The organism is Blastococcus sp. HT6-4, from assembly GCF_039679125.1.
Lineage (GTDB): Bacteria > Actinomycetota > Actinomycetes > Mycobacteriales > Geodermatophilaceae > Blastococcus > Blastococcus montanus.
The window spans coordinates 3695140-3719564 of sequence record NZ_CP155551.1; the positions used below are offsets into that span (position 1 = coordinate 3695140).

A 24425-nucleotide genomic window follows, 5' to 3' on the forward strand; every position below is an offset into this window, starting at 1 on the left:
GGGGTCCGGGCAGGCGCGACGCCGCGGCTCCACATCCGCGGGGGACGGCTCCTGGCCGCGGTGCGGCCCGGAGGGTCGCAGTGTCATGTGATGCGGTCGAGCACCAGGGGCAGCGGCCGGTCGTCGGTGTCGACGCCGACGGCCCCCTCCAGCGCCTCGAGCGCCCGCGGGATGCGCGCGGCGTCGTCGGTCTGCAGCTCGAGCAGCGGCTGCCCGGCGGTCACCCGCTCCCCCACCGTCGCCGTCCACGTGATGCCGGCCGCCGCCGACACCGGGTCCTCCTTGCGCGCCCGCCCGGCGCCCAGCCGCCACGCCGCCACCCCGAGCGCGTAGGCGTCCAGCCGGGTCAGGGTGCCGGTGGCCGGGGCGGTGACGACGTGCCGCTCGGCCGGCTGCGGGAGCGGCGCGTCGGGGTCGGCGCCCTGGGCGGCGATCATCCGCCGCCACACGTCCATGGCCCGGCCGTCGGCCAGGGCCTCGGCGGGGTCGACGTCGCCACGGCCGGCGCCGGCCAGCATCTCCCGGGCCAGCGCCAGCGTGAGCTCGACGACGTCGGCGGGGCCGCCGCCGGCCAGCACCTCCACCGACTCCGCGACCTCCACGGCGTTGCCCGCCGACCGGCCCAGCGGCCGGTCCATCGCCGTCACCAGGGCGACGGTGCGCACGCCGGCCGCCTCGCCCAGGCCGACCATGGTCCGGGCCAGCTCGCGGGAGAGCTCGGGATCCTTCATGAAGGCGCCGGAGCCGGTCTTCACGTCCAGCACCAGCGCGTCGGCGCCCTCGGCGATCTTCTTGCTCATGATCGAGCTGGCGATCAGCGGGATCGACTCGACGGTGCCGGTGACATCGCGCAGCGCGTAGAGCTTCTTGTCCGCCGGAGCCAGGTCGTGCCCGGCCGCGCAGACGACCGCGCCGACGTCGCGCAGCTGCGCCAGGTACGCCTCCTCGTGCACGTCCGCCCGCCAGCCGGGGATCGACTCGAGCTTGTCCAGCGTCCCGCCGGTGTGCCCGAGCCCCCGCCCCGACAGCTGCGGCACGGCCACCCCGCAGGCGGCGACCAGCGGGGCGAGCGGCAGGGTGATCTTGTCGCCGACGCCGCCGGTGGAGTGCTTGTCGGCGGTCGGCCGGCCGAGCGAGGAGAGGTCCTTGCGCTGGCCGCTGTCGATCATCGCCTGGGTCCAGACGGCGAGTTCGTCGGCCGACATGCCGCGGAAGAACAGCGCCATGAGCAGCGCGCTCATCTGCTCGTCGGGCACGCTGCCGTCGGTGTACGCGCCGATGACCCAGCGGATCTGCTCCGCCGTCAGCACCCCGCCGTCCCGCTTGGCCCGGATGACGTCGATCGCGTCGTGCCCCGCCATCAGCCCTGCCCCCGCTCGGCCGCGGCGACCAGGTCCTCGGGCCCGAACGCGTCGGGCAGCACCTCGCGCATCGGCACGATGCCGAGCGAGACCGTCTCGATGAGCATGTCCGCTCCCCCGTGCTCCCACAGCAGCTGCCGGCACCGGCCGCACGGCATGAGCGGCTGCCCGTCCCCGCCGACGCAGGCGACCGCCACCAGCCGGCCGCCGCCGGTGCGCGCGAGGTCGCTGACCATCCCGCACTCGGCGCACAGCCCCAGCCCGTACGAGGCGTTCTCGACGTTGCAGCCGGTGACGACGCGGCCGTCGTCCACCAGGCCGGCGACCCCGACGGGGAACCGCGAGTACGGGGCGTAGGCGTGCGTCATGGCCTCGCGGGCCGCGGCCCGCAGGGCGTCCCAGTCCGGCTCGGGCAGGGCGGGCACTAGTGCTCCCCTCGTCGGTAGACCAGTCCGTCGGCCTTGGGCATCCGCAACCGCTGGGAGGCCAGCGAGAGCACCAGCAGGGTGGTGAGGTGGGGGGTGAAGAAGACGATGCCGTCGGGCAGCTCCTCGATGGTGAGGAAGCCGATGAGCGCCGCCGCCGCGAACACCCCGGCGAACACGGCCGGGATCCACCGGCGACGCATCGCCTGGTGGACGGCCACCCCGACCAGCAGCAGCGCCACCAGCAGCAGCAGCGCGACGACCGCCGTCCGGCTGCGCAGCTGCAGGGCGTCCGCGAAGCCGAACAGACCGGCGCCCGCGGCCAGCCCACCCGGTCGCCAGTTGCCGAAGATGAGCGCGGCCAGCCCGATGAAGCCACGGCCACCGGTCTGCCCCTCGCGGTAGATGCCGGCGACGAAGACGAGGAAGACGCCACCGAGGCCGGCCAGCGCGCCGGAGATGATCACGGCGATGTACTTCATCCGGTAGACCGGCACGCCCAGCGAGTCGGCCGCCGCCGGGTTCTCACCGCACGACCGCAACCGCAGCCCGAACGCCGTCCGCCACAGGATGAGGTAGGAGATCGGGATCAGCAGCAGCGCGACCACCGTCACCACGCCGATCCCGCTGGTGACCCCGCGGAGGATCCCGGCCAGGTCGCCGAGCAGGAACCACCCGGTGTTCTCCAGGTCGCCGAGCAGGTCCGGTCCGGAGGACAGCACCGGGACGGAGATCTCCGGAGGGCCGCCCCGCAGGGACGGCGACTGGGTCGGCCCTCCCCCGGTCCCCTCGACGTAGACGAGCTCCGAGAGGAAGCGCACGAGGCCGGCGGCCAGGATGTTGATCGCCACGCCCGAGATGACGTGGTCGACGCCGAAGGTCACCGTCGCGATGGCGTGCAGGAGGCCGCCGACCGCGCCGAGCACGATGCCGCCGACGACGGCGCCCTGCCAGCCCCAGTGCCAGCCGGCCCACCCGGCACCCCAGGTCCCGAGGATGAGCATCCCCTCGAGGCCGATGTTCACGACGCCGGCCCGCTCGGAGTAGAGCCCGCCGAGCGCGGCCAGCCCGATCGGCACCGCGAGCAGCAGCGCCGCGCGCAGCGTCGAGGACGAGGTCAGCGCCTCCTCCCCGGAGACCGCCCGGGTGAAGGAGAAGACGAACAGCAGGCCGACGACCAGCCACAGGATCCGCCGACCCCGGCCACCGCCGGTCAGCAGATCGGTGAGCGGGCCGCGGCTGGGCCGGGTGGTCGTGGAAGCGGTGCTCATGCTCGCGCCTCCTCGGGCGTGCCGGGGGTGCCGGTGCGGACCCGGTGCCCGCCGTCGGGGCCGATGTCGGGGCCGGTGCCGCCCGGCCCGCCACCGCCGCCGCCGGCGTCCGGCGGCTCACCGGTCACCGCGGCACCGGCCCGTTCGGCCGAGCGCAGGGTCAGCCGGCGGACGATCTCGTTCGCGATCACGACGGCGAGCACGATCGTGCCCTGGATGATCGTGACGACCGAGGCGGGGATGTCGGCGAACTGGAGCGGCAGCGCCGCGCGGTCGAGGAACGCGAACAGCAGTGCGGCCAGGGCGACGCCCAGCACGTTGTTGCGGCCGAGCAGGGCGACGGCGATGCCCAGGAAGCCCAGGCCGGCGGTGAACTCGGTCCCGAAGGAGCGGGTGTCCCCCAGCAGGTCCGGCAGGCCGATCAGGCCGGCCACCGCGCCCGAGAGCAGCATGGTGGTGACGACCATCCGGCGGGCGTCGACGCCGCTGGCCGTGGCCGCGGACGCCGACATGCCGGTCGCCCGCAGGTCGAAGCCGAACCGGGTCCGCTGGACGAGCACCGCGATCACGACGCCGACGACGACCGAGACCACGAGGAACCCGAACAGCTCGGTGCGCGGCTCGGCCAGGCCGAAGGCGGCCAGCACCCCGTTCAGACCCGGGAACCAGGCCGACTCGGGCAGCGGCGCCGTCGTGATGATCGACGCCCCCTCGGGGCTGCCCCGCAGCGGCCCGGTGAGCAGGAAGGACGCCAACCCCAGCGCGATGAAGTTGAGCATGATCGAGCTGATGACCTCGCTCACGCCGCGGGTCACCTTCAGCACCCCGACGATGCCGGCCCAGAAGGCGCCGACGACCATCGCGACCACGATCACCAGCAGGATGTGCAGCGGGCCCGGCAGCACCACCGCGGCACCCACCGCGGCGCTGATGATGGTGGCGATCCGGTACTGGCCCTCGACGCCGATGTTGAACAGGCCCATCCGGAAGGCGATCGACACGGCGAGCCCGGCGAGGAACAGCGGGACGGCGCGGTTGAGGATCACCACGATCGACTGGACCTGCTGGGACGGCGCGTCGCCCAGATCGACCATGACCTGCAGCGCCCGCAGCGGGTCCTCGCCGATGAGCGCGATCACCCCGCCGGAGATGACCAGGGCCACGAGGATGGCGAGCACGGGGCCGAGCAGCGCCAGGCCGGTCTGACGGAGCCTGTTCATGCGGCACCCGCCGCGGTCCGGGCGCCGGTCATGTACCCGCCGAGTTCCTCGGGGGTGACCTGACGGGGGTCCACGGTGGCGACCAGCCGGCCCCGGAGCATGACGTGCAGGGTGTCGGAGAGCCCGATCAGCTCGTCCAGGTCGGCCGAGATCAGCACGATGCCCATCCCTTCGGCGCGGGCGTCCTTGAGCAGCTCCCAGATGACCGCCTGGGCGCCGACGTCGACGCCGCGGGTCGGGTGCGCGGCGACGAGCAACCGCGGGGCGGCGCTCATCTCGCGGCCGACGATCAGCTTCTGCTGGTTGCCGCCGGAGAGCGCGGCGGCGAGCGAGTCGGGACCGGGGGCGCGGACGTCGTACTCGCGCATGATCCGTGCTGTGTCGGTGCGCGCGCGGCCGCGGTCGATGAAGGGTCCGCGGGCCGCCGGTGGCCGGGTCTGGTGCCCGAGGATCCGGTTCTCCCACAGCGGCGCGTCCAGCAGCATCCCCTGGCGGTGGCGGTCCTCGGGGATGAAGCCCATGCCGGCCTCGCGCCGGGCCCGGGTGCTCCACCCGGTGATGTCCTCGTCCCCCAGCCGGACGGTGCCGGCCGCCAGCGTGCGCAGGCCCATGATCGCGTCGACGAGCTCGGCCTGCCCGTTGCCCTCCACGCCGGCGATGCCGACGACCTCGCCCTCGCGGACGGTCAGGTCCACGGCATCGACCAGGGGCCGGCCGGTCCCGTTGGCGACCGTCGCCCCGGCCAGCCGCAGCACCGGCACCTCGCGGACGGTCGAGCTGCGCTTCCCGGGGGTGGGGAGCTCCGAGCCGACCATCATCTGGGCCAGCTCCTTGGCCGTCGTCGTCCGCGGGTCGGCCTCGCCGACCGTGGTCCCGCGGCGGATGACGGTGATCGAGTCGGCCACCCGGCGGACCTCGTCGAGCTTGTGCGAGATGAAGATGACCGCCAGACCCTCGCGCTTGAGCTCGGCGAGGTTGCCGAACAGCTCGTCGACCTCCTGGGGCACGAGGACGGCGGTCGGCTCGTCGAGGATCAGCGTGCGGGCCCCGCGGTAGAGGACCTTGGCGATCTCGACCCGCTGCCGGTCACCGACCCCCAGGTCCTCGACGAGCACGTCGGGGTCCAGCCCCAGCTGGTAGCGCTCGGAGATCTCGGTGATCCGCCGCCGGGCCTCCGCCCGGTCCAGCCGCCCGGCCCTGGTCGGCTCGCTGCCGAGCACGACGTTCTCCAGCACCGTGAAGTTGTCGGCGAGCATGAAGTGCTGGTGCACCATGCCGATGCCCGCCTCGATGGCGTCCGCGGGGCTGCGGAAGTGGACCTCGCGCCCTTCGAGGAGGATCTGCCCCTCGTCCGGCCGGTGCATCCCGTAGAGGGTCTTCATCAGGGTGGACTTGCCGGCCCCGTTCTCCCCCACGACGGCGTGCACCTCGCCCCGGCGGACCCGCAGCTCGATGTCCTTGTTCGCCACCACGCCGGGGAAGCGCTTGGTGATGCCGCGCAGCTCGACGGCGTACGGAGCGCCGGCGGCCGGCCCGTCACCGGCCGGCGGGGTACCGCCGGCCGATCCTGCTGCGGCCATGGGGGCCTCTCTCTCGCGGTGCGGCCGCGGGTACGCGGCGCACGTCCACTCGTCTGCGCCGGCAGGGACGGGATCGCTCCGTCCCCGCCGGGCCCTACCGGAAGCGGTGGGACCGGCCGCACGAACCGGCACGGGCATGATGCCGCACCCCGTGGCGGTGCCGGAGCCCGCCCCGGCGCCCGCCGTGGACCGCACCGTGGTACGGGCCCGCCCGGAGACGGGCCCGCACCGGGATCACGGGGTCGCCGGGACCTCGATCTCGCCGTCGATGATCTGCTGGCGGTACTCCTCGATCTGGCCCTCGATGTCGTCGATCTGGCCGCCGGACCTGGCCAGGCCGACGCCGTCGCTCTCCAGGTCGTTGAGGATGTCGACGCCGCCCTGGACGTTGCCCTCGGAGTAGTCGGTGATGAACGACTCCACGGCGTTGTCGACCCGCTTGAGCATCGAGGTCATGATCACGGCCTGGAGCGCCGGGTCGTCGACCGCCAGGTACTGGTCGGAGTCGACGCCGATCGCGCGGTTGCCGGTCTCGGCCGCCGCCTGGAAGACGCCGGTGCCCGAGCCGCCCGCCGCGTGGTAGACGATGTCGGCGCCGGCGTCGTACATGCTGCGGGCGAGGATCTGCCCGCGCGCCGGGTCGCCGAAGCCGGAGAAGTCACCGGCCGGCGAGATGTACTCGACGTCGACCTGGATGTCCGGGTTGACGTGCTGGGCGCCGGCGACGTAGCCCGCCTCGAACTTCTGGATCAGCGGCATCTCGACGCCACCGACGAAGCCGACGTGGTCGGTCTCGCTCTTCAGCGCCGCGGCGGCACCGGCGAGGAACGACCCCTCCTCCTCGGCGAACAGCAGCCCGGTCACGTTGTCGACGTCCAGCTCGGCGACCGACGAGTCGACGATCGCGAAGGTGGTGTCGGGGAACTCAGCGGCCACCTCGCCGATCGACTCGCCGTAGGCGAAGCCGACCGCGATGACCGGGTCGTAACCGGCCTCGGCGAGATTGGCGAGGCCCTCGACACGGTCGGACCCGTCCTCGTTGGGGCTGAACTCCTGGATGTCGCCGCCGAGTTCCCCGACGGCGGCCTCGACGCCGGCGTAGGCCGAGTCGTTGAACGACTGGTCGCCGCGGCCACCGACGTCGTAGGCGAGGCCGACCTGGAGGTCCTCCCCGGCCGCGCCGGCGCTCCCGCCCGCCTGGGGCTCCTCGTCGCTGGCGCAGGCCGCCAGGCCCAGGCTGCCGGCCAGCAGCAGCGCCGCGGCCTTCGTCATCCGCGCTCGGCGCACAACGGTCTCCTCTCTGGGGGGAGGCGTCCGCGACCGGCGGGGCCTCCCGGGGTGGGTGGTGCACGCGCCCCGGACCGCACCGGCGGCGCGTCGATGGGGGCACGACACCGGGGACGCTAACCGCGCGGACGGAGCGGGTTACCACCTCCGCCGCGGACTGAGACCCGATCGTTGCGAAGGCCCGGCCGAACGTGGTGATCGACTCCCGGAGGCCGTGGTCCACGTCACCGCCCCTAGCCTGTGCGGACATGGGACGACGACCACGCGCGGCACTCCTCGCGGCCGCCGCCCTCCTCGCGGTCGCGGTCGCACCCGTCGTCCCGGCGCACGCCGAACCGGCTCGGGGAACGGCGCCGGCGCCGGCGGCCCGGCCGACCGTCGACCACACCGCGCCCACCCCGAGCGCCCCTCGCACCGGCTTGCCACCGCGGGGCAGCGCGCCCGACGGGACCACCGTGGGCGGCGAGCGGCTGCGTGCCCGGGGGATCGTGGTCGCCGGCGACGCTCCCCCGCTGCCCGCCGGGGTCGCCGCCTCCGGCTGGCTGGTGGCCGACGCCGGCACCGGCGCGGTGCTGGCCGCCCGCGACGCGCACGGCCGGTACTACCCCGCGAGCACGCTCAAGGTGCTCACCGTGCTGGCGCTGCTGCCCCGGCTCGACCCGGCCCAGGTGGTGGAGGGGACGGTCGAGGACGAGCAGGTGGAGGGCAGCCGGGTCGGCCTGGTGGCGGGCGGCCGGTACCCGGTCCCGCTGCTGTTCACCGCGCTCGTGCTGCAGTCGGGCAACGACGCGGCCTCCGCGCTGGCCCGCGCTGGCGGTGGGGAGGCGGCCACGCTGGCGGCCATGAACCGGACCGCCGCGGAGCTCGGGGCCTTCGACACCGTCGCCGGTTCGCCCTCCGGGCTCGACGTCGCCGGCCAGTCGTCCTCGCCCTACGACCTGGCGCTGCTCTTCCGCGCCCTCGTGGAGGATCCCGTCGCGGCGGCCCTGCTGCGCACCCGGACCGCGGACATGCCCGCGGTCGAGGGGCGCGGGCCGGGGTTCCAGATCCAGAACCAGAACCCGTTGCTGACCCGCTACCCGGGGAACCTCGGCGGCAAGACCGGGTTCACCGACGCCGCCCGGCACACCTTCGTCACCGCGGCCGAGCGGGACGGCCGACGGCTGGTCGTGAGCGTGATGGACACCGAGCCCACCCCGCTCCGCGCGGCCGACCAGGCCGCCCTGCTGCTCGACTGGGGTTTCGCCGTCCCCGCCGACAGCCCGGGCGTGGGCCGGCTCGTCCGCCCCGCCGACCTGGTGACGCCGACGCCGAGCCCGACCGCTGCGCCCACCCCGACGTCGATCCCGGTGACCGCCGCCGGTGCGTCGCCGGAGGCCCTCCCCGGACCGGCGGCGGAGTCGGGGATCCCGTGGGCCGCGGTGGTGCTGTCCGTGGCCGGCGCCGGGGCGCTCAGCGCGACGGTGACCGTTCGTGCACGGGCGCGTCGGACTGCGGGCGCGGCGCCCGCTCCGCCGCCGCGATCTCCAGCGCCGGGATCGTCGCCGTCCAGGCGGCGGTGAAGAAGGCGAAGCGGAACACGATGTTGATCCACACCAGGATGCCCACGGCACCGCCGAACGCCGAGGCCGTCACGCTCCCGGAGATCAGCGAGAGGTAGAGGTTGCCGATCAGCTTCAGCGCCTCGAACCCGGCGGCCCCGAAGAGCGCCCCGCGCAGCAGCCGGCGCAGCGGGTGCGCGGTCGCGGGCACGACCTTGAGCAGCCACAGGAACACGACGACGTCGCCGGCGAAGGCCAGCGCCAGGCTGACCACCGTGGTGAGCACGAAGAGCCCGGGAGCATCCTCGAGGCCGAGCAGCTCGAGCAGCCAGGAGGTCGCCCAGGTGGCGACGCCGGTCAGCCCCAGGCTCGACAGCCCCACCACGCCGAGGATGAGCAGGGCCATGACGTCCTGGACGTTGTCGCGCAGGAACTCCGGCTCCTCGGGGCGGCCCTTCCAGATGCGCTCCATGCCGATCCGCAGCTTGTCCATCGCCCGCAGGCCGGCGTAGATGAAGCCGGCCAGGCCGATGACGCCCACGACCCCCGCCGAGCCGACCGCGCCGTCGAGCTCGGCGACGATCTCCTCGCCCGTGGCGCCCGGGAACGCCTCCCGGATGGCGGCGTAGAGCTCGCGCTGCAACAGTTCGTCGCCCGCGATCACCAGGCCGATGACCGAGGCGACCAGCAGCAGCATCGGGAACAGCCCGAGGAAGACGAAGTAGGTGACGCCGGCGGCCATCAGGTCGCCCTGCGTGCGGCGGTAGCGGCCCCCCGCCCGGGCCAGGTGGTCGAACCACGGCGATCGCCGGCGGGCAGCGCCGATCGCGGCTTCGACGCGGTCCCACGTGCGGGCCGGCAACCCCTTGGCGGGCGGGGCGTCGCCGGAGCGGCTCGAACTCACCGCCCGAGTCTGGGCGATCGGCTCCCGCGCCGCCCTCCGGCCCCCGCCCCGCTCAGCGCCAGGCGCCGGTGAGGGGGTACTCGCGGGCGACCGACCAGGCGCCGCCGGCCGTCTGCTCGAACTCGGTGAAGTGCTCCACGCGGAACTCCGCGGACAGCTCCTGCAGGCCGCAGTAGGCCAGCTCCAGCATGTCGGACGGCACGTCGTGGGCCACGGTGACGTGCGGGTGGTACGGGAAGGACAGCGACCGGGCCAGCGGCCCCTGGCGGACGTCGTGGGCCAGCATCTCGCAGTTGCCGATCCCCCGGGCCACCGCGACGAACACCACGTCGGAGACCGGGGTGAAGGTGCCGGTGCCCGCCAGGTGCATGTCGAACGGCGGATGTCCGGCCGCGACGGCGGCCAGGTGGTCGGTGATGGCCGGCCGGTCGGACACCGGCACCTCGGTGGGCGGCAGCAGCGTCACGTGCGGGGGGACGAGCCTCGCCTGCGGATCACCGACCTTCGTCCGCCAGTCGACCAGCAGCTGCGCCCACGGCTCCGGGACGGGGACGATGACACCGAGCACCGCCGTCTCCGGGGGCGTCGGCCGCCGGGCCACGAAGGTGTCGTCGTTCATGCGCCCGTGTCCGCCGCGGACGCCGGCAGGAAGCCGACCCGGTCGTGGACCGTGGCGATGGTCGTCGAGGCCACGTCGTGGGCACGCGCCGCGCCACGGGCGAGGACGCGCTCGAGCTCGGCGCGGTCGTCGAGCAGCTCCAAGGTGCGCTCCCGGACCGGCGTCACGAAGTCGACGACGACCTCGGCGAGCTCCTTCTTCAGGTCGCCGTAGCCACGCCCGGCGAAGTGCTGCTCGAGCGCGGCGACGCTCTGCCCCGACAGCGCGCTGTGGATGGTCAGCAGGTTGGTGACGCCCGGCTTGTTCTCGGCGTCGGCGACGACCTCGCGGCCGGTGTCGGTGACCGCGGACCGGATCTTCTTGGCGGTGGTCTTCGGGTCGTCGAGCAGGAGGACGCAGCCGGCCGGCGGGAGGCTCTTGCTCATCTTCTTGTCGGGCGACTGCAGGTCCATGATCCGCGCGCCGCCCTCGGGGATGAGCCCCGCAGGCACGGTGAAAGTCGGGCCGAAGCGGCCGTTGAACCGGGTGGCGAGGTCCCGGGTGAGCTCCAGGTGCTGGCGCTGGTCGTCACCGACGGGCACCTGGTCGGTCTGGTAGAGCAGGATGTCGGCGGCCATGAGCACCGGGTAGGTGAACAGCCCCACGGAGGACCCGGCGGCGCCCTCCTTCTGGCTCTTGTCCTTGAACTGGGTCATCCGGCTGGCCTCGCCGAAGCGGGCGATGCCCTCGAGCACCCAGGACAGCCGCACGTGCTCGGGGACGTGGCTCTGCACGAACAGGGTGCTGCGCTCGGGGTCGACCCCCAGCGCCAGCAGCTGCGCCGCCGAGACGAGGGTGTTGCGCCGCAGCTCCTCGGGATCCCAGTCCATGGTGATCGCGTGCAGGTCGACGACGCAGTAGAACGCCTCGGCCGTCTCCTGCAGGGCCACCCACTGGCGCAGGGCGCCGAGGTGGTTGCCGAGGTGGAACGAGCCCGCCGTCGGCTGGATGCCGGAGAAGACACGGGGAAGAGGCACGTCGGTCATCAAACCAGCCCGACCTGCCCGTCGTTCCGGCCTCCCCCGTTCCGTCGGCAGCATGATCATCTGGAGACCCCGGTCGGCGCAGGTCAGGAGGCCACGGCGGCGAGTGCGTCGTCCAGCGCGGCGAGGAAGACGTCGTCCTCCTCGGGAGTGCCGACCGTGACGCGGATGCCCTCCCCGGCGAACGGGCGGGTGATGACCGCCCGCGCCTCCAGCGCGGCGGCCAGCTCGGTCGTCCGCTCCCCCACCGGCAGCCACACGAAGTTGGCCTGGCTCTCGGCGACCTCCAGACCGCGCTCGCGCAGCGCCACGGTCAGCCGCTCGCGCTCGGCGACGACGGCGGCGCAGCGGAACCGGACCTCCTCCTCGCTGGCCAGGGCCGCGACCGCCGCGGCCTGGGCCACCATGCCGACGCTGAACGGCAGATGGGTCTTGCGCACCGCCTCGGCGACCGTGGGGTCCTCGGCCAGCAGGTAGCCCACCCGCAGCCCCGCCAGGCCCCACGCCTTGGAGAAGGTCCGGAGGACGGCGACGTTCGGCCGCCCGCGCATGAGCTCTACCCCGTCGGGGACCTCGGGGTCGGTGACGAACTCGCGGTAGGCCTCGTCGAGGACGACGAGCGTGCCGGCCGGCACCGCGTCGAGGAAGCGCTCGAGCTCGCCCCGTCGCACCGCCGTACCGGTGGGGTTGTTGGGGTTGCAGACGAAGACCAGCCGGGTGGTGGCGTCCAGCGCGGCGGCGAGCCCGGTCAGGTCGTGGGTGTCGGGCGCCCCCCCGGGGCGGCCGGGCACCAGGGGGACCTGGACGGCACGGGCGCCGGCCACCCGGGCCAGCAACGGGTACATCTCGAAGGACCGCCAGGCGAAGGCGATGCCCGTCCCCGGGTCGTTGTAGGCCTGGGCGAGCTCCTGGCAGATCGCGACCGCCCCGCAGCCGGTGGCCACCTGCGCGGGGTCGACGTCGTACCGCTCGGCGAGTGCCCGGGTGAGCACCACGGCACCGTTGTCGGGGTACCGGTTGGTCTCGGTGACCGCTGCCGTCACGGCCTGCACGACGGCGGGCAGCGGCGGGAAGGCGACCTCGTTGCTGGCCAGCTTCACGGCCCGCTCGACGCCGATCTCGCGAGCCAGGTCGGCGGGGTTGCGGCCCGGCTTGTACGCCGGGAGCGACTGCACCGCAGGGCGGGCACTGACCACGGGACTCCTCCACCTCCGGCCCGCCCTCATAGGGTGGGCCCCATGCGCGTACTCGTCGCCGGCGGCGCCGGCTACATCGGCAGCGTAGTGACGGCGGCCCTGCTCGCCGACGGTCACGACGTCACCGTGCTCGACGACCTCTCGACCGGGCATGCGGACGCGGTGCCCGACGGCGCCACGCTGGCCGAGGTGTCCCTGCACGACTCGGCGCCGGTGCTGGCGGAGGTGCGCCCCGACGCGGTGCTGCACTTCGCCGCGAAGAGCCTCGTGGGGGTCTCCCAGCAGCGCCCCGAGGACTACTGGGACACCAACGTCGGCGGGTCGCTCGCCCTGCTCGAGGCCATGCGGGCGGCCGACTGCCGCCGGATCGTGTTCTCCTCCACGGCGGCCACCTACGGCGAGCCGGACACGGTGCCCATCCGGGAGGACGCTCCGACCCGGCCGACCAACACCTACGGCGCCTCGAAGCTCGCCGTCGACCACATGCTGACCTCCTACGCCGTCGCGCACGGGTTCGCGGCGGTGAGCCTGCGCTACTTCAACGTCGCCGGCGCGGCGTACGGGCTGGGCGAGCGGCACGCCACCGAGACCCACCTCATCCCGATCGCGCTGCAGGTGGCGGCCGGACAGCGGGGCTCGCTCACCGTCTACGGCCAGGACTACCCGACCCCCGACGGCACCTGCATCCGCGACTACGTGCACGTCGAGGACCTCTCCGACGCCCACCTGCTGGCGCTGCCCGCCCCCGCGGCCGGGGAGCACCGGATCTACAACCTCGGCAACGGCACCGGCTTCTCGGTGCAGGAGGTCGTCGAGGCCGCCCGCGAGGTCACCGGTCACCCGATCCCCGTCACCGTGGGGGAACGACGGGCCGGCGACCCCGCCCAGCTGGTCGCCTCCAGCGACCGGATCCGGGCGGACCTGGGCTGGTCGCCGAAGCACACCGACCTCGTGGGCATCGTCCGCGACGCGTGGGACGTCGCCCGGACCCGCTGAGCGGAGTTCTCGCTCAGCCGGCCGGGGCCTCGCTGCTCTCCTCGCCCTCCGGCGCCGCGGCCGGCGGCGGGCTGACCTCGAGGCGGGCGATCCGCCGGCCGTCGAGCTCCAGCACCGCCAGCTGCCGGCCCTCGACCTCGACCGTGTCGCCGACCTCGGGCAGCCGCCCGAGGTCGGCCAGCACGTAGCCGGCGACCGTCTCGTACGGCCCTTCCGGCAGCCGCAGCCCGGTGGCCTCGGCGAAGTCGTCGAGGTTGAGCAGGCCGTCGACCTCGCGAGGGGCGTCGGGTGACTGCCCCGCCTCGGGGGCGACCTCCTCGTCGTACTCGTCGTAGATCTCCCCGATGACCTCCTCGATGAGGTCCTCGAGGGTGACGATGCCGTCGGTCCCGCCGTACTCGTCGACCACGATGGCGAGGTGCTGGTTCTCCCGGCGCATCTCGCTGAGCACGGTGAGCACGGCCGCCGTCCCCGGGAGCCGGGTGACCTCCCGGGCGAGGTCACCCACGGTCGCCGCCCGGCCGGCCGGGTGGTTGGGCAGGAACAGGTCGCGGACGTGCACGAAACCCACGACGTCGTCCTCGTCCCGCCCGACGACCGGGAACCGCGACCAGTTCGACTCGGCGACGAGCTTGGCCGCCCGGCTGGCGGTCATGGACGCGTCGAGGAACTGCACCTCGGTGCGCGGCGTCATGACCTCGCGGACCTCGCGCTCCCCGGCGCGGAACACCTCGTCGATGAGCCGCCGCTCGTCGCTGCTGAGCGACTCGTGCGCCGCCACCAGGTCGCGCAGCTCCTCCTGGCTGATCGACTCGCCGCTGGCCTTCGGATCGGCGCCGACCAGCCGGACGAGGCCGTTCGTCGACTTCGACAGCAACCAGATGACGGGCCGGGACAGCTTGGCGATCGCGTTGAGCGGCGCCGCGACCAGCAGCGCGAAGCCCTCGGCCCGCTGCAGCGCCAGCCGCTTGGGGGTCAGCTCGCCCAGGACCAGCGACACGTAGCTGATCGCGATGGTGACCAGCACGAGCGCGAGCGTGCCGGCCAGCCCCTCGCTCATCCCCCTGCCCTGCAGCCAGTCGGCCAGCGGGGCCGACAGCGTGCTCGCGCCGAACGCGGCGGAGAAGAAGCCGGCGAGCGTGACCCCGACCTGGACGGCGGCCAGGAACTGGTTCGGGTCCTTCAGCAGCTTCTGCACCGCCTGACCGCGGCGGCCACCCTGCTCGGCCATCGCGCGGACCTGCGACTCCCGAAGGGAGACCAGGGCGATCTCGGCGCCGGCGAAGACACCGCCGATCATGACGAAGGCGACGACCATGACGATGTTGAGCCAGACGTCGCTCACCGGCGGCGTGCTCCTCGGGGTTGTGGCGGGGACGGACCGTTCCATGGTGCCCGGTCCATGCTGCCCGGCGGGGCCTCGCCCATGCCCGGTCGCCCTCCGGCCGGAGGGTGACCCCGGCCACCGCACGGGGCTACCGCCGACGCTGAAACACGGTTAGTCTCCACTCAGTAACAGATCGTGATCTTCCTGAGGATCCCCATGCGCCACCGGCCACCCGGTTCCCCGTTGCCCGCCCGACTGCGCGCCGCCGTCCTCCGGCCGGGACTGCTCCCCTTCCACCGGCCGGGCAACCGCGTCCGGCGCCTCGCCTTCGCCGTGGTCGTCACGGCGGTGATGACGGCCGTGCTCGTCGCAGTGCCGGTCGTGTCGGGAACCTCCGGCTCACCGCCGGTGTCCCTGGACGCCTCGTCGTCGCGTTCGTCAGCCCACGGCTCGTCGGCCGGATCACCGCACGAGTCCTCCACCTCGGCGTTCCCCGGCACCTCGCCGGAGGCCACGGCCGGACCCGGGACCGGCCTGCACCCGGCCGCACCGCCGTCCACGGGCGGCTCGGTGCCGCCCGCCTCGGTGGCGCCCGGGCCGCCCCCGCGGGTGACCGGGCCGACGACGGGGGCTGTGACCGGGCCGGCACCGGCCGACCCGCCGTCGGCCGGTGCTGCGGCCGGCTCCCCGGCCGCGCGGTCCTCGTCGCAGGCCCCGTCCTCGTCGTCGGCACCGTCGTCCTCGAGGGCGCCGTCGTCGTCGGCAGGCTCCTCGTCGTCCCCGGTGGCCCCCGCCCCGTCGTCCGCCGGCTCCCGCCCCTCCGCGCCCGTCGCGGCGGCGGCCACCCCGGCCGCGCCCGGGGACGAGGCGCAGGTGCTCGCCCTGGTCAACGAGCAGCGGGCCCTCGCCGGCTGTGGCGCGGTCACCGCGGACCCGGCGCTGGCCGGCGTGGCGCGCGCACACAGTGCGGACATGCGCGACCGGGGGTTCTTCGACCACGTGAACCCGTCCGGGGTCGACCCGTTCGAGCGAGCCAGGCAGGTCGGCATCACGGCGCGGGCGGAGAACATCGCCCGCGGCCAGCGGGACGCCGCGGCCGTCATGGAGGCGTGGATGAACAGCCCGGGGCACCGGAAGAACATCCTCGACTGCCGGCTGCGGACGCTCGGCGTCGGCGTGGCCACCGGCGCCGGCGGCCCCTGGTGGACCCAGCTCTTCGGCTGAGGCCTATCTCCCCGGCCCGGCGCCGCGGGGCGCACCGTCCCGGGAACGCACGCGGGCCCCTCGACCCGGAGGTCGAGGGGCCCGCGCCGACGAGGTCCTACGTCAGGCCATGGCCTTCTGCAGGTTGGCGTCGATGGCCGCCAGGAAGTCCTGGGTGTTCAGCCACGGCTGGTCCTTGGAGATCAGCAGCGCGAGGTCCTTGGTCATCTGGCCGCTCTCGACGGTGTCGACGCAGACCTTCTCCAGGGTCTCGGCGAAGCGGGTCACCTCGGGGGTGTTGTCCAGCTTGCCGCGGTGGGCCAGGCCCCGGGTCCAGGCGAAGATCGACGCGATCGGGTTCGTCGACGTCTGCTCGCCCTTCTGGTGCTGCCGGAAGTGGCGGGTCACCGTGCCGTGGGCGGCCTCGGCCTCGACGGTGCGGCCGTCGGGGCTCATCAGCACCGAGGTCATGAGGCCGAGCGAGCCGAAGCCCTGGGCCACGGTGTCGGACTGCACGTCACCGTCGTAGTTCTTGCAGGCCCAGACGTAGCCGCCCTCCCACTTGAGGGAGGCGGCGACCATGTCGTCGATCAGCCGGTGCTCGTAGGTGATGCCGGCCGCGTCGAACTTCTCCTTGAACTCGGCCTGGAAGACCTCCTCGAACAGGTCCTTGAACCGGCCGTCGTAGGCCTTGAGGATCGTGTTCTTGGTGGAGAGGTAGACCGGGTACTCGCGCTGGAGCCCGTAGTTCAGCGAGGCGCGCGCGAAGTCGCGGATCGACTCGTCGAGGTTGTACATCGCCATCGCGACGCCGCCACCGGGCGACTGGAAGACCTCGTGCTCGATGGGCGCCGAGCCGTCCTTCGGGGTGAAGGTGATGGTCAGCGTCCCCTCGCCGGGGAACTTGAAGTCGGTGGCGCGGTACTGGTCACCGAAGGCGTGGCGGCCGACGACGATCGGCTTCGTCCAGCCCGGCACCAGCCGCGGGACGTTCTCCATGATGATCGGCTCGCGGAAGATGACGCCGCCGAGGATGTTGCGGATCGTCCCGTTGGGCGAGCGGTACATCCGCTTGAGCCCGAACTCCTCGACCCGCGCCTCGTCGGGCGTGATGGTCGCGCACTTGACGCCGACGCCGTGCTTCTTGATCGCGTTGGCGGAGTCGACCGTCACCTGGTCGTCGGTGGCGTCGCGGTACTCGATGCCGAGGTCGTAGTACTCGAGGTTGACGTCGAGGTACGGGAGGATCAGCTGGTCCTTGATGAACTGCCAGATGATCCGGGTCATCTCGTCGCCGTCGAGCTCGACGACGGTGCCCTCGACCTTGATCTTGCTCACGTGGTTGATTTCCCTCTCTGCAGCTCTGACCGGTCCGGTCAGAGGTCGGCTACGTCGGCCTGCTTGGCGCGCACTGCTTCGGCCGCCTCGCGCAGCCCCGCCACTTCGCTGTCGGTCAGGTCGCTCTCGACGACGCGCTTCACGCCCTCGCGGCCGATCTCGGCCTCCACCCCCAGGTAGACCCCGGAGATGCCGTACTCCCCGTCGACCCAGGCGCACACCGGCATGACGGCACCGGAGTCCTCCATCACCGCGCGGGCCATGCGGGCAGCGGCGGCGGACGGAGCGTAGTAGGCGGACCCGGTCTTCAGGAGCGCGACCACCTCCGCACCACCGTTCCGGGTGCGCTGGACCAGGTGCTCGATGCGGTCGGCCGCCATGACGTCGGCCAGCGGCTTGCCGTCGACGGTGCACCGCGAGGGCACCGGCACCATCGTGTCGCCGTGCGACCCGAGGGTCAGCGTGCGCACCGAGCCGACCGGGACGCCGAGCTCCTCGGCGACGTTGTCGGTGAAGCGGGCGGTGTCGAGCATGCCCGCCTGGCCCATGACCCGGTGCTTCGGGAAGCCGGTGGCGAGCTGCGCCAGCGCGGTCATCTCGTCGAGCGGGTTGGAGACGACGATGACCACCGCGTCGGGCGAGGTGCGCGCGATGTTCTCGGCGACCTGCCGGACGATCCCGGCGTTGGTCTCGATGAGATCCATCCGGCTCATGCCCGGCTTGCGGGGCAGGCCCGCGGTGATCACGACGACGTCGGATCCCTCGGTGCCCTCGTAGGAGCCGCCGCCGACGCCGACGACCTTCGTCTCGAAGCCCTCGACCGGGCGCGACTGGTTCATGTCCAGCGCGAGCCCCTCGGGCTTGCCCTCCACGATGTCGGTGAGCACGACGGTCTCGAAGATGTCGTACTCGGCCAGCCGGAGTGCGGTGGTGGAGCCGTAGAAGCCGGCACCGACCACGGTGACCTTGCCGTTCCTGGGCTGCTTCGCCATGGTCGCCAACCTAGCCCTGCTCGCGGGGTCGCGCCGCTGGGGGCCTCACGTGCCGGGGATGGTCAGCGCGACGACGGTCAGTGCGATCCCGCAGCCGGCCATGAGCACGACGTCGACCGGACGGGTGCGGACGGCGAGGAAGCCGACCCGGCGAACGGGCAGGAAGACCCGCAGCAGCGCCGCCCCCACCATGGCCAGCCCGACGACGCCCAGCCCCCACCGCCAGTGCCCGAAGGCGACCAGCAGCAGCCCCGCGGCCACCACGACGAGGACCGCCAGCAGCGGGAGCTGCCGCACCAGCCCGGCGAGGAACGGGCGGCGGACGTAGAGAGGCGGGCGGGTCATGCTCAGGCGGAGAGCGCCTCGCGCGCCGCCGCCTGCTCGGCCGCGAGCACCACGTTCTGCAGCAGCATCGCCCGGGTCATCGGGCCGACGCCGCCGGGGTTGGGGGCCACGAACCCGGCGACGGCCGCCACGTCGGGGGCGACGTCGCCGGCGATCTTCCCGTCGACCCGGCTCACGCCCACGTCGAGGACGGCGGCGCCCGGTTTGACCATGCCGGCGGTGATCAGCCCGGGAACACCGGCCGCGGCCACCACGACGTCGGCGGACCGGACGTGCGCGGCGAGGTCGCGGGTGCCGGTGTGGCACAGGGTGACCGTGGCGTTCTCCGACCGGCGGGTGAGCAGCAGGCCGAGGGGCCGGCCGACGGTGATGCCGCGGCCGATGACGACGACCTCGGCGCCGGCGATCGGCACCTCGAAGCGGCGCAGCAGCTCCACGATGCCCACCGGGGTGCAGGGCAGCGGGCCCGGCACGTTCAGCACCAGCCGCCCGAGGTTCACCGGGTGCAGCCCGTCGGCGTCCTTCGCCGGATCCATGGCCTCCAGGATCGTGCTCTCCTCGATCCCCGTCGGCAGCGGCAGCTGCACGATGTAGCCGGTGCAGGCGGGGTCGGCGTTGAGCTCCGCGACCACGGCCAGCACGTCGTCCTGGGAGGCCGTGGCGGGCAGCTCGCGCTGGATGCTGGCGATGCCGACCTGGGCGCAGTCGGAGTGCTTGGCGTTGACGTACCAGCGGCTGCCGGGATCGTCACCCACCAGGAGCGTGCCGAGACCGGGCCGGTGACCGGCTGCGGCGAGCGCGGCCACCCGCTCGGTCAGCTCGGTGCGGATCGCTGCGGCGGTGGCCTTGCCGTCCAGAATCGTCGCGGGCACGCCGACAGTCTGCCGGAGAGGGTGCGCCAGGTGTCGCTGCGGCCCTAGGGTCGCGGTGGCGGGGGCCCTGCCCCGCGGACATGCGGAGGTGCGCGATGACCGGGCGCGACCAGACCCCGACCGGCGCCACGACGCCGGTCTACTCCGACCGGCCGGTGGCCTTCCGCGGCCCGGAGAGCCTCGGCGGGTTGCTGCTGATCCTGGCCGGGCTCGCGGCCGCGATCAGCCTCCTCCTGGACTGGGTGCGCGATCCCGGGTCCACCGGCTGGACGCTCACCCGGGAGGGCTTCGCCGATCTCGGCGGGATTTTCGACGAGGGCCTCTGGCAGCCCGTGGCCGTCGTGGTCGGCGGTGGCGTGCTGCTCGTGCTGGGCGTGCTGATGTGGCTCCCCGCCCGGACGCACCGGCTCCTCGGGCTGCTGGGGCTGGTGGTCAGCGGGGTCGTCGCGGCCGCCGTGGTCGTCCCGCTCGCGGACGCGGGCTGGGACGTCGATCCCTTCGGCCCCGGGTTCTGGTGCGGGGTCGCCGTCGCCGTCCTCGGCCTGCTGGGCTCGGTCAAGGCGCTGCTGACCGGCCCCCGGTACCTCTGACATCGCAGTCCTCCGGACCGCACCGCGGCCAGGTGCCGTCCCCTGTCGGACGAGCCGTTCCGGCGCTCGATCGCGGGACCCTCCGGGCCCCACTCCTCACGACACGAACGCACCGCGGCCAGGTGCCGTCCCCTGTCGCACGAGCCGTTCCGTCGCTCGATCGCGGGACCCTGCGGACCCCACTCCTCACGACACGAACGCACCGCGGCCAGGTGCCGTCCCCTGTCGAACGAGCCGTTCCGTCGCTCGATCGCGGGACCCTCCGGGCCCCACTCTCCTCACGACACGAACGCACCGTGCGCGGAGGCGAACTGGACGGCCTGCGCCAGGTCCAGCCGCACGCCGGTGAGCTCGAACGCCCGCCAGTTGATCTCCTCGGTGGAGGCGCCGCGCAGGTCGGTGCCGCGGAGCTTGACCCCCTGGAGCCGCGCGCGGTCGAGGACCGCCCCGGTGAGGTCGCACTCCCGCAGATCGGCGTCGGTGAGGTCGGCCTCGCGGAACCGCTGGCCGGACAGGTCCAGCCCCGACAGGTCGGCCCCGCGCAGCGCCGCGTAGCTCCAGTCGCACTCGGTCGCCGTCATCGGCCGCAGGGCGGCACCGGGGAACTGCGAGCCGGTGAGCTTGCAGCCGTCCCAGGCGACGTCGATCAGCCGCGCCCGGTCGAACCGGCAGGACAGGAAGGCCGAGCCGTGGTGCCGCGCCCCGGCCATGCGCACGCCGGTGAGGACGCACTGGTCGAACACGCACCGCCGGGTGACGAGCTCCTCCAGGCCGGCGTCGTCGAACCGGCAGCGGGTGAACGTGACGCCGTCCAGCTGCGCGCCCCACCAGTCGACCCGGGCGAAGTCCGCGTCCTCGACGACGGCGCCGGCCTCCGGCGGCCCGACGTGCGGCCGTGGGCTGATCACCGCGGCCTCAGTGGGCGAAGTGGCGGGTGCCGGTCAGGTACAGCGGCACGCCGGCGGCAGCCGCGGCGGCGACGACCTCCTCGTCGCGCACCGATCCGCCGGGCTGGACGACGGCGCGCACGCCGGCGTCGAGCAGCACCTGCAGGCCGTCGGCGAACGGGAAGAACGCGTCGGAGGCGGCGACCGCACCGGCGGCCCGCTCCCCCGCCCGCGCGACCGCGAGGCGCGCGGAGTCGACCCGGTTGACCTGGCCCATGCCGACGCCGACGGTGGCGCGGTCGTGGGCCAGCAGGATCGCGTTGCTCTTGACCGCGCGCACCGCCCGCCAGGCGAAGACCAGGTCGTCCAGGCCCGCGGCGTCCAGCGGTTCGCCGGTCGCGAGGGTCCAGGTGGTGGGGTCGTCACCCACGGCGTCGATGCGGTCGCGGGTCTGCAGGAGCAGGCCGCCGCTGATGGGGCGCAGCTCCACGCCGGCCTCGGGCAGGTGGGGCAACCGGAGCAGCCGGATGTTCTTCTTCCCGGTGAGCACCGCGACGGCGTCGTCGGTGAACGAGGGGGCGACGACCACCTCGGTGAACACCTCGGCCACCTGCTCGGCCATGGTCAGGTCCACCTCGCGGTTGGCGGCGATCACCCCGCCGAAGGCCGACACCGGGTCGCAGGCGTGCGCCTTGCGGTGCGCGGCGGCGATGTCGGCCCCGACGGCGATCCCGCACGGGTTGGCGTGCTTGATGATCGCCACGCACGGCTGGTCGTGGTCGTGGGCCGCCCGCCAGGCGGCGTCGGTGTCGACGTAGTTGTTGTAGGACATCTGCTTGCCGTGCAGCTGCTCGGCGTGCGCGAGCCCCGGCCGCCCGGCGAGGTACAGCGCCGCCGCCTGGTGCGGGTTCTCGCCGTAGCGCAGGACGTCCGCGCGCTCCCAGTTGCCGCCCACCCAGGCCGGGAAGCCGCTCTCGTCGTCGGGCGCCAGCACGTTGCCCATCCAGGAGGCGACGGCGATGTCGTAGGAGGCCGTGTGCCGGAACGCCGCGGCGGCCAGCCGCTGCCGCTCGGCTAGGGAGAACCCGCCCGCGGACACGGCGGCGAGGACGTCGTCGTACCGGGCGGGGTCGACGACGACGGCGACCGACGGGTGGTTCTTGGCCGCGGCCCGCACCATCGCCGGGCCGCCGATGTCGATCTGCTCGACGCACTCGTCGGGGGCGGCGCCGGAGGCGACGGTCTCGGTGAAGGGGTAGAGGTTGACCACCACCAGGTCGAACGCGGCGATGCCGAGCTCCTGCAGCTGGGCGACGTGCTCGTCCTTGCGGCGGTCGGCCAGGATCCCGGCGTGCACCGCGGGGTGCAGCGTCTTCACCCGGCCGTCGAGGCACTCGGGGAAGCCGGTGACCTGCTCGACCGGCGTCACCGGCACCCCGGCGTCGGCGATCCGCCGGGCGGTCGCACCGGTGCTCACCAGCTCGACTCCGGCCGCGGCCAGGCCGCGGGCCAGCTCCTCGATGCCGGTCTTGTCGTAGACGCCGAGCAGGGCGCGGCGGATCGGGGTGCGGTCGCTCATCTGGGGCTCTTCCTCGTCCGGTGCGGGCTGGTCGGGGGTGGGGTGACGAACTCCGCCACCGTCTCCACCAGGAGCTCGCGCTCCACGTCCTTGATCCGTTGGTGCAGGCGCGGTTCGTCGTCACCCGGCAGCACGGGCACCTGCCGCTGGGCCAGCACCGGCCCGGTGTCGACGCCGGCGTCGACCAGGTGCACCGTCGCGCCGGTGACCGTGGCCCCGGCCGCGAGGGCGTCGCGCACGGCGTGGGCACCCGGGAACGCCGGCAGCAGGGCCGGGTGGGTGTTGACCAGCCGGCCCTCGAACCCGGCGAGGACCGCCGGACCGACGATCTTCATGAAGCCGGCCGAGACGACGAGGTCGGGCGCGAAACCGGCGATCCGGTCGGCCAGCGCACGGTCCCAGGCGGCGCGGTCGGGGTGGTCGCCGAGCGCGCAGACGAACGTGGGCAGCCCGCGCCGGCGGGCGTGCTCCAGACCGGGGGCCTCGCGGTCGGCACCGACGGCGACGACGGTGGCCGGGTAGGCCGGGTCGTCGGTGGCGTCCAGCAGGGCGGCGCACAGCGATCCGGTGCCCGACAGCAGGACGACGACCCGTGCCCGGGCAGGAGGCTCGTCGGCGGGCACGGCGTCGACCCTAGCCGGGCCGCCGGAGCCGACCGGCGGGCCGGTCCCGGTCAGCCCAGCGCCCGCCAGCGGGCCACCGCGCCGCCCAGCGCCGCGGCGATCCCGGCCTGGGCGGCGATCGCGATCCCGGTGGCCACCGGTGGCGCGCCCACGACGGCCAGCGCGGCGTCCCCGAGGGAGCCCCCGGCGATCCACGCCAGCACCCCGGCGACCACGCCCAGCAGGCCCCCGGCCAGCAGCCCGGCGAGCCCGGCGACGACCGACCCGCCGTCCCCGTCGGCGAACCACCGGCCGACGGTCACACCGGCCACCAGGCCCGCCACGGCCGGGATCACCTGGGAGGCGAAGGCGATCAGGGGCACGGCCTGGGTGTCGGGCAGCGCCGCCAGCAGCGGCAGCGCGGGCACCGCGCCGAGCGTCACGCCGTGGACCGACACCAGCGTGCCGGTGCCGACGGAGAACCCGGGCCCGGCGGCGAGGCCGAGGACGGCGACGGCGGCGTTGGGGAGCAGCAGCGCGCTCAGCCCGAGGAGGCCGACCGCGCCCGCACCGGCCCCGCCCAGCGAGGAGGCCAGCGTCGCGTACCCGTCGGCATCGCTGATCAGGGCCACCGCGACGACACCCGTGGCCAGCGCCAGCGCGGTGAGCAGGCCGGCCAGCAGCCCGCGCAGCACGGGCCGGACGGCGCCGGGCAACCGGTCGAGCAGGGCGTCGACCGCGCCCGACTCCCGTCCCGCGCCCCAGCCGACGGCGACCCCCGCGAGCACGAGCGCGCCGAGCAGGGTGCGCAGCCAGCCGATGCGCGCCGCCTCCCCGTCCGCCACGAGGGCCAGCAGGGCGGTGAGGAGCAGGTGCACCACCACCGCCAGCGCGCTCACGCGGACGACGTCCCGGCCCGATGCGCCGTCGTCCAGGCCCCGGACGGCGACCCGTCCGGCCCAGGACAGCCCACGGGCGACGAGCAGGGTCAGCAGCAGCGGCGCCAGCACCAGCGGGCCGGAGGGCAGGACCAGCTCGGCTCCGTGCGCGAGCAGCCACAACCGGGCGGCGAGGACCGCCGACCCGCCGGCGGACATGCCGCCGACGGGATCGAGCGTCTGGACGACGAGGAGCGCCAGCCCCAGACCGGCGAGCCCGACGACCGTGACGGCGACCGCGGCGGCGGCGGCCAGGACGGCGGGCGGCGCGGACCGTGCGACCGCCCCGTCGTCCCGCCGGAAGGGCAGGCGTGCGAGCAGGGGGACCAC

The 24425-nt window shown here is 74.2% G+C and carries 24 protein-coding genes; 4 read left to right on the plus strand and 20 right to left on the minus strand.

Translation table 11 applies throughout. The features are described from left to right. Window positions 1-83: 83 nt before the first annotated feature. The 6 genes from ABDB74_RS17560 to ABDB74_RS17585 all read right to left on the minus strand — a co-directional run bounded on the left by ABDB74_RS17560 (window position 84) and on the right by ABDB74_RS17585 (window position 7129). Window positions 84-1361 carry a thymidine phosphorylase gene (locus ABDB74_RS17560; protein WP_346620050.1) on the minus strand — a complete coding sequence of 426 codons (1278 nt, stop codon included), beginning with the start codon at window positions 1359-1361 and terminating at the stop codon, window positions 84-86. Beyond that, window positions 1361-1777, minus strand: a complete 417-nt coding sequence (locus ABDB74_RS17565; protein ID WP_407062179.1) for a cytidine deaminase — start codon at window positions 1775-1777, stop codon at window positions 1361-1363. The genes ABDB74_RS17560 and ABDB74_RS17565 overlap by 1 nt, the downstream gene beginning before the upstream one ends. 8 nt (window positions 1778-1785) lie before the next feature. Next, window positions 1786-3057, minus strand: a complete 1272-nt coding sequence (locus ABDB74_RS17570; protein ID WP_346620052.1) for an ABC transporter permease — start codon at window positions 3055-3057, stop codon at window positions 1786-1788. Further along, window positions 3054-4277 carry an ABC transporter permease gene (locus ABDB74_RS17575; RefSeq protein ID WP_346620053.1) on the minus strand — a complete coding sequence of 408 codons (1224 nt, stop codon included), beginning with the start codon at window positions 4275-4277 and terminating at the stop codon, window positions 3054-3056. The genes ABDB74_RS17570 and ABDB74_RS17575 overlap by 4 nt, the downstream gene beginning before the upstream one ends. Further along, window positions 4274-5857 (minus strand): ABC transporter ATP-binding protein, encoded by a 1584-nt coding sequence (locus tag ABDB74_RS17580; RefSeq protein ID WP_346620054.1) that lies wholly within the window; start codon window positions 5855-5857, stop codon window positions 4274-4276. Before ABDB74_RS17580 ends, ABDB74_RS17575 begins: the two co-directional genes overlap by 4 nt. A 234-nt stretch (window positions 5858-6091) precedes the next feature. Next, on the minus strand, window positions 6092-7129 hold the full coding sequence (locus ABDB74_RS17585) for a BMP family ABC transporter substrate-binding protein (protein WP_346620055.1): 1038 nt from the start codon (window positions 7127-7129) through the stop codon (window positions 6092-6094). Between the two features lie 263 nt (window positions 7130-7392). On the opposite strand from ABDB74_RS17585, the gene ABDB74_RS17590 reads away from it, so the two are divergent. Next, on the plus strand, window positions 7393-8706 hold the full coding sequence (locus tag ABDB74_RS17590; RefSeq protein ID WP_346620056.1) for a serine hydrolase: 1314 nt from the start codon (window positions 7393-7395) through the stop codon (window positions 8704-8706). On the opposite strand, the gene ABDB74_RS17595 is transcribed toward ABDB74_RS17590, so the two are convergent. The 4 genes from ABDB74_RS17595 to hisC form a co-directional block, all read right to left on the minus strand. After that, window positions 8597-9589 carry a YihY/virulence factor BrkB family protein gene (locus ABDB74_RS17595; RefSeq protein WP_346620057.1) on the minus strand — a complete coding sequence of 331 codons (993 nt, stop codon included), beginning with the start codon at window positions 9587-9589 and terminating at the stop codon, window positions 8597-8599. The two genes, ABDB74_RS17590 and ABDB74_RS17595, sit on opposite strands and share 110 nt — an antisense overlap. 52 nt (window positions 9590-9641) lie before the next feature. Further along, complete coding sequence (locus ABDB74_RS17600; protein ID WP_346620058.1) at window positions 9642-10208, minus strand: 2'-5' RNA ligase family protein; 567 nt, start codon at window positions 10206-10208, stop codon at window positions 9642-9644. Continuing rightward, on the minus strand, window positions 10205-11233 hold the full coding sequence (gene trpS / locus ABDB74_RS17605) for a tryptophan--tRNA ligase (RefSeq protein ID WP_346620059.1): 1029 nt from the start codon (window positions 11231-11233) through the stop codon (window positions 10205-10207). Before trpS ends, ABDB74_RS17600 begins: the two co-directional genes overlap by 4 nt. 83 nt (window positions 11234-11316) lie before the next feature. Then, window positions 11317-12426: a histidinol-phosphate transaminase gene (gene hisC, locus ABDB74_RS17610; RefSeq protein ID WP_346620060.1), complete on the minus strand. Its 1110-nt coding sequence runs from the start codon at window positions 12424-12426 to the stop codon at window positions 11317-11319. Window positions 12427-12468: 42 nt separating this feature from the next. Here hisC and galE point away from each other — a divergent pair, with 42 nt between their 5' ends. Next, window positions 12469-13422, plus strand: coding sequence for a UDP-glucose 4-epimerase GalE (galE, locus tag ABDB74_RS17615; protein WP_346620061.1), 954 nt, complete (start codon window positions 12469-12471; stop codon window positions 13420-13422). 13 nt (window positions 13423-13435) lie between these two features. On the opposite strand, the gene ABDB74_RS17620 is transcribed toward galE, so the two are convergent. Beyond that, entirely contained in the window at window positions 13436-14767 is a 1332-nt protein-coding gene (locus tag ABDB74_RS17620) for a hemolysin family protein (RefSeq protein ID WP_346620062.1), read from the minus strand. A gap of 164 nt (window positions 14768-14931) precedes the next feature. Beyond that, window positions 14932-15639 carry a hypothetical protein gene (locus ABDB74_RS17625; RefSeq protein ID WP_346620063.1) on the minus strand — a complete coding sequence of 236 codons (708 nt, stop codon included), beginning with the start codon at window positions 15637-15639 and terminating at the stop codon, window positions 14932-14934. On the opposite strand from ABDB74_RS17625, the gene ABDB74_RS17630 reads away from it, so the two are divergent. Continuing rightward, on the plus strand, window positions 15623-15973 hold the full coding sequence (locus ABDB74_RS17630) for a CAP domain-containing protein (RefSeq protein ID WP_346620064.1): 351 nt from the start codon (window positions 15623-15625) through the stop codon (window positions 15971-15973). The genes ABDB74_RS17625 and ABDB74_RS17630 overlap by 17 nt on opposite strands. Window positions 15974-16075: 102 nt before the next feature. On the opposite strand, the gene ABDB74_RS17635 is transcribed toward ABDB74_RS17630, so the two are convergent. The 4 genes from ABDB74_RS17635 to ABDB74_RS17650 are packed head-to-tail and all read right to left on the minus strand — an operon-like array spanning window position 16076 to window position 19499. Then, window positions 16076-17290 (minus strand): NADP-dependent isocitrate dehydrogenase, encoded by a 1215-nt coding sequence (locus ABDB74_RS17635; RefSeq protein ID WP_346620065.1) that lies wholly within the window; start codon window positions 17288-17290, stop codon window positions 16076-16078. A 38-nt stretch (window positions 17291-17328) separates the two neighbouring features. After that, the gene (mdh, locus tag ABDB74_RS17640; protein ID WP_346620066.1) at window positions 17329-18282 is read right to left on the minus strand and encodes a malate dehydrogenase; all 954 of its coding nucleotides are present in this window, start codon (window positions 18280-18282) and stop codon (window positions 17329-17331) included. 45 nt (window positions 18283-18327) lie between these two features. Beyond that, a complete protein-coding gene (locus ABDB74_RS17645; protein ID WP_346620067.1) occupies window positions 18328-18627 on the minus strand; it encodes a DUF3017 domain-containing protein in 300 nt (99 codons plus the stop codon). Window positions 18628-18629: 2 nt separating this feature from the next. Beyond that, complete coding sequence (locus ABDB74_RS17650; protein WP_346620068.1) at window positions 18630-19499, minus strand: bifunctional methylenetetrahydrofolate dehydrogenase/methenyltetrahydrofolate cyclohydrolase; 870 nt, start codon at window positions 19497-19499, stop codon at window positions 18630-18632. Between the two features lie 95 nt (window positions 19500-19594). Here ABDB74_RS17650 and ABDB74_RS17655 point away from each other — a divergent pair, with 95 nt between their 5' ends. Continuing rightward, window positions 19595-20089, plus strand: coding sequence for a hypothetical protein (locus tag ABDB74_RS17655; RefSeq protein WP_346620069.1), 495 nt, complete (start codon window positions 19595-19597; stop codon window positions 20087-20089). A gap of 278 nt (window positions 20090-20367) precedes the next feature. Here the strand turns inward: ABDB74_RS17655 and ABDB74_RS17660 are convergent, their stop codons facing one another. The 4 genes from ABDB74_RS17660 to ABDB74_RS17675 are packed head-to-tail and all read right to left on the minus strand — an operon-like array spanning window position 20368 to window position 24425. Beyond that, the gene (locus tag ABDB74_RS17660) at window positions 20368-20997 is read right to left on the minus strand and encodes a pentapeptide repeat-containing protein (RefSeq protein ID WP_346620070.1); all 630 of its coding nucleotides are present in this window, start codon (window positions 20995-20997) and stop codon (window positions 20368-20370) included. 7 nt (window positions 20998-21004) lie between these two features. Next, window positions 21005-22555: a bifunctional phosphoribosylaminoimidazolecarboxamide formyltransferase/IMP cyclohydrolase gene (gene purH / locus ABDB74_RS17665; RefSeq protein ID WP_346620071.1), complete on the minus strand. Its 1551-nt coding sequence runs from the start codon at window positions 22553-22555 to the stop codon at window positions 21005-21007. Continuing rightward, window positions 22552-23178 (minus strand): phosphoribosylglycinamide formyltransferase, encoded by a 627-nt coding sequence (gene purN, locus ABDB74_RS17670; RefSeq protein ID WP_346620072.1) that lies wholly within the window; start codon window positions 23176-23178, stop codon window positions 22552-22554. Before purN ends, purH begins: the two co-directional genes overlap by 4 nt. A gap of 50 nt (window positions 23179-23228) precedes the next feature. Then, the gene (locus tag ABDB74_RS17675) at window positions 23229-24425 is read right to left on the minus strand and encodes a DUF6350 family protein (protein WP_346620073.1); all 1197 of its coding nucleotides are present in this window, start codon (window positions 24423-24425) and stop codon (window positions 23229-23231) included.

Bases quoted from the DNA above. Each gene is read 5' to 3' on its own strand.
- ABDB74_RS17560 (WP_346620050.1), bottom strand. From the start codon at position 1,361: ATGGCGGGGCACGACGCGATCGACGTCATCCGGGCCAAGCGGGACGGC.
- ABDB74_RS17570 (WP_346620052.1), bottom strand. From the start codon at position 3,057: ATGAGCACCGCTTCCACGACCACCCGGCCCAGCCGCGGCCCGCTCACC.
- ABDB74_RS17575 (WP_346620053.1), bottom strand. From the start codon at position 4,277: ATGAACAGGCTCCGTCAGACCGGCCTGGCGCTGCTCGGCCCCGTGCTC.
- ABDB74_RS17580 (WP_346620054.1), bottom strand. From the start codon at position 5,857: ATGGCCGCAGCAGGATCGGCCGGCGGTACCCCGCCGGCCGGTGACGGG.
- ABDB74_RS17585 (WP_346620055.1), bottom strand. From the start codon at position 7,129: ATGACGAAGGCCGCGGCGCTGCTGCTGGCCGGCAGCCTGGGCCTGGCG.
- ABDB74_RS17590 (WP_346620056.1), top strand. From the start codon at position 7,393: ATGGGACGACGACCACGCGCGGCACTCCTCGCGGCCGCCGCCCTCCTC.
- ABDB74_RS17600 (WP_346620058.1), bottom strand. From the start codon at position 10,208: ATGAACGACGACACCTTCGTGGCCCGGCGGCCGACGCCCCCGGAGACG.
- trpS (WP_346620059.1), bottom strand. From the start codon at position 11,233: ATGACCGACGTGCCTCTTCCCCGTGTCTTCTCCGGCATCCAGCCGACG.
- galE (WP_346620061.1), top strand. From the start codon at position 12,469: ATGCGCGTACTCGTCGCCGGCGGCGCCGGCTACATCGGCAGCGTAGTG.
- mdh (WP_346620066.1), bottom strand. From the start codon at position 18,282: ATGGCGAAGCAGCCCAGGAACGGCAAGGTCACCGTGGTCGGTGCCGGC.
- ABDB74_RS17645 (WP_346620067.1), bottom strand. From the start codon at position 18,627: ATGACCCGCCCGCCTCTCTACGTCCGCCGCCCGTTCCTCGCCGGGCTG.
- ABDB74_RS17655 (WP_346620069.1), top strand. From the start codon at position 19,595: ATGACCGGGCGCGACCAGACCCCGACCGGCGCCACGACGCCGGTCTAC.
- purH (WP_346620071.1), bottom strand. From the start codon at position 22,555: ATGAGCGACCGCACCCCGATCCGCCGCGCCCTGCTCGGCGTCTACGAC.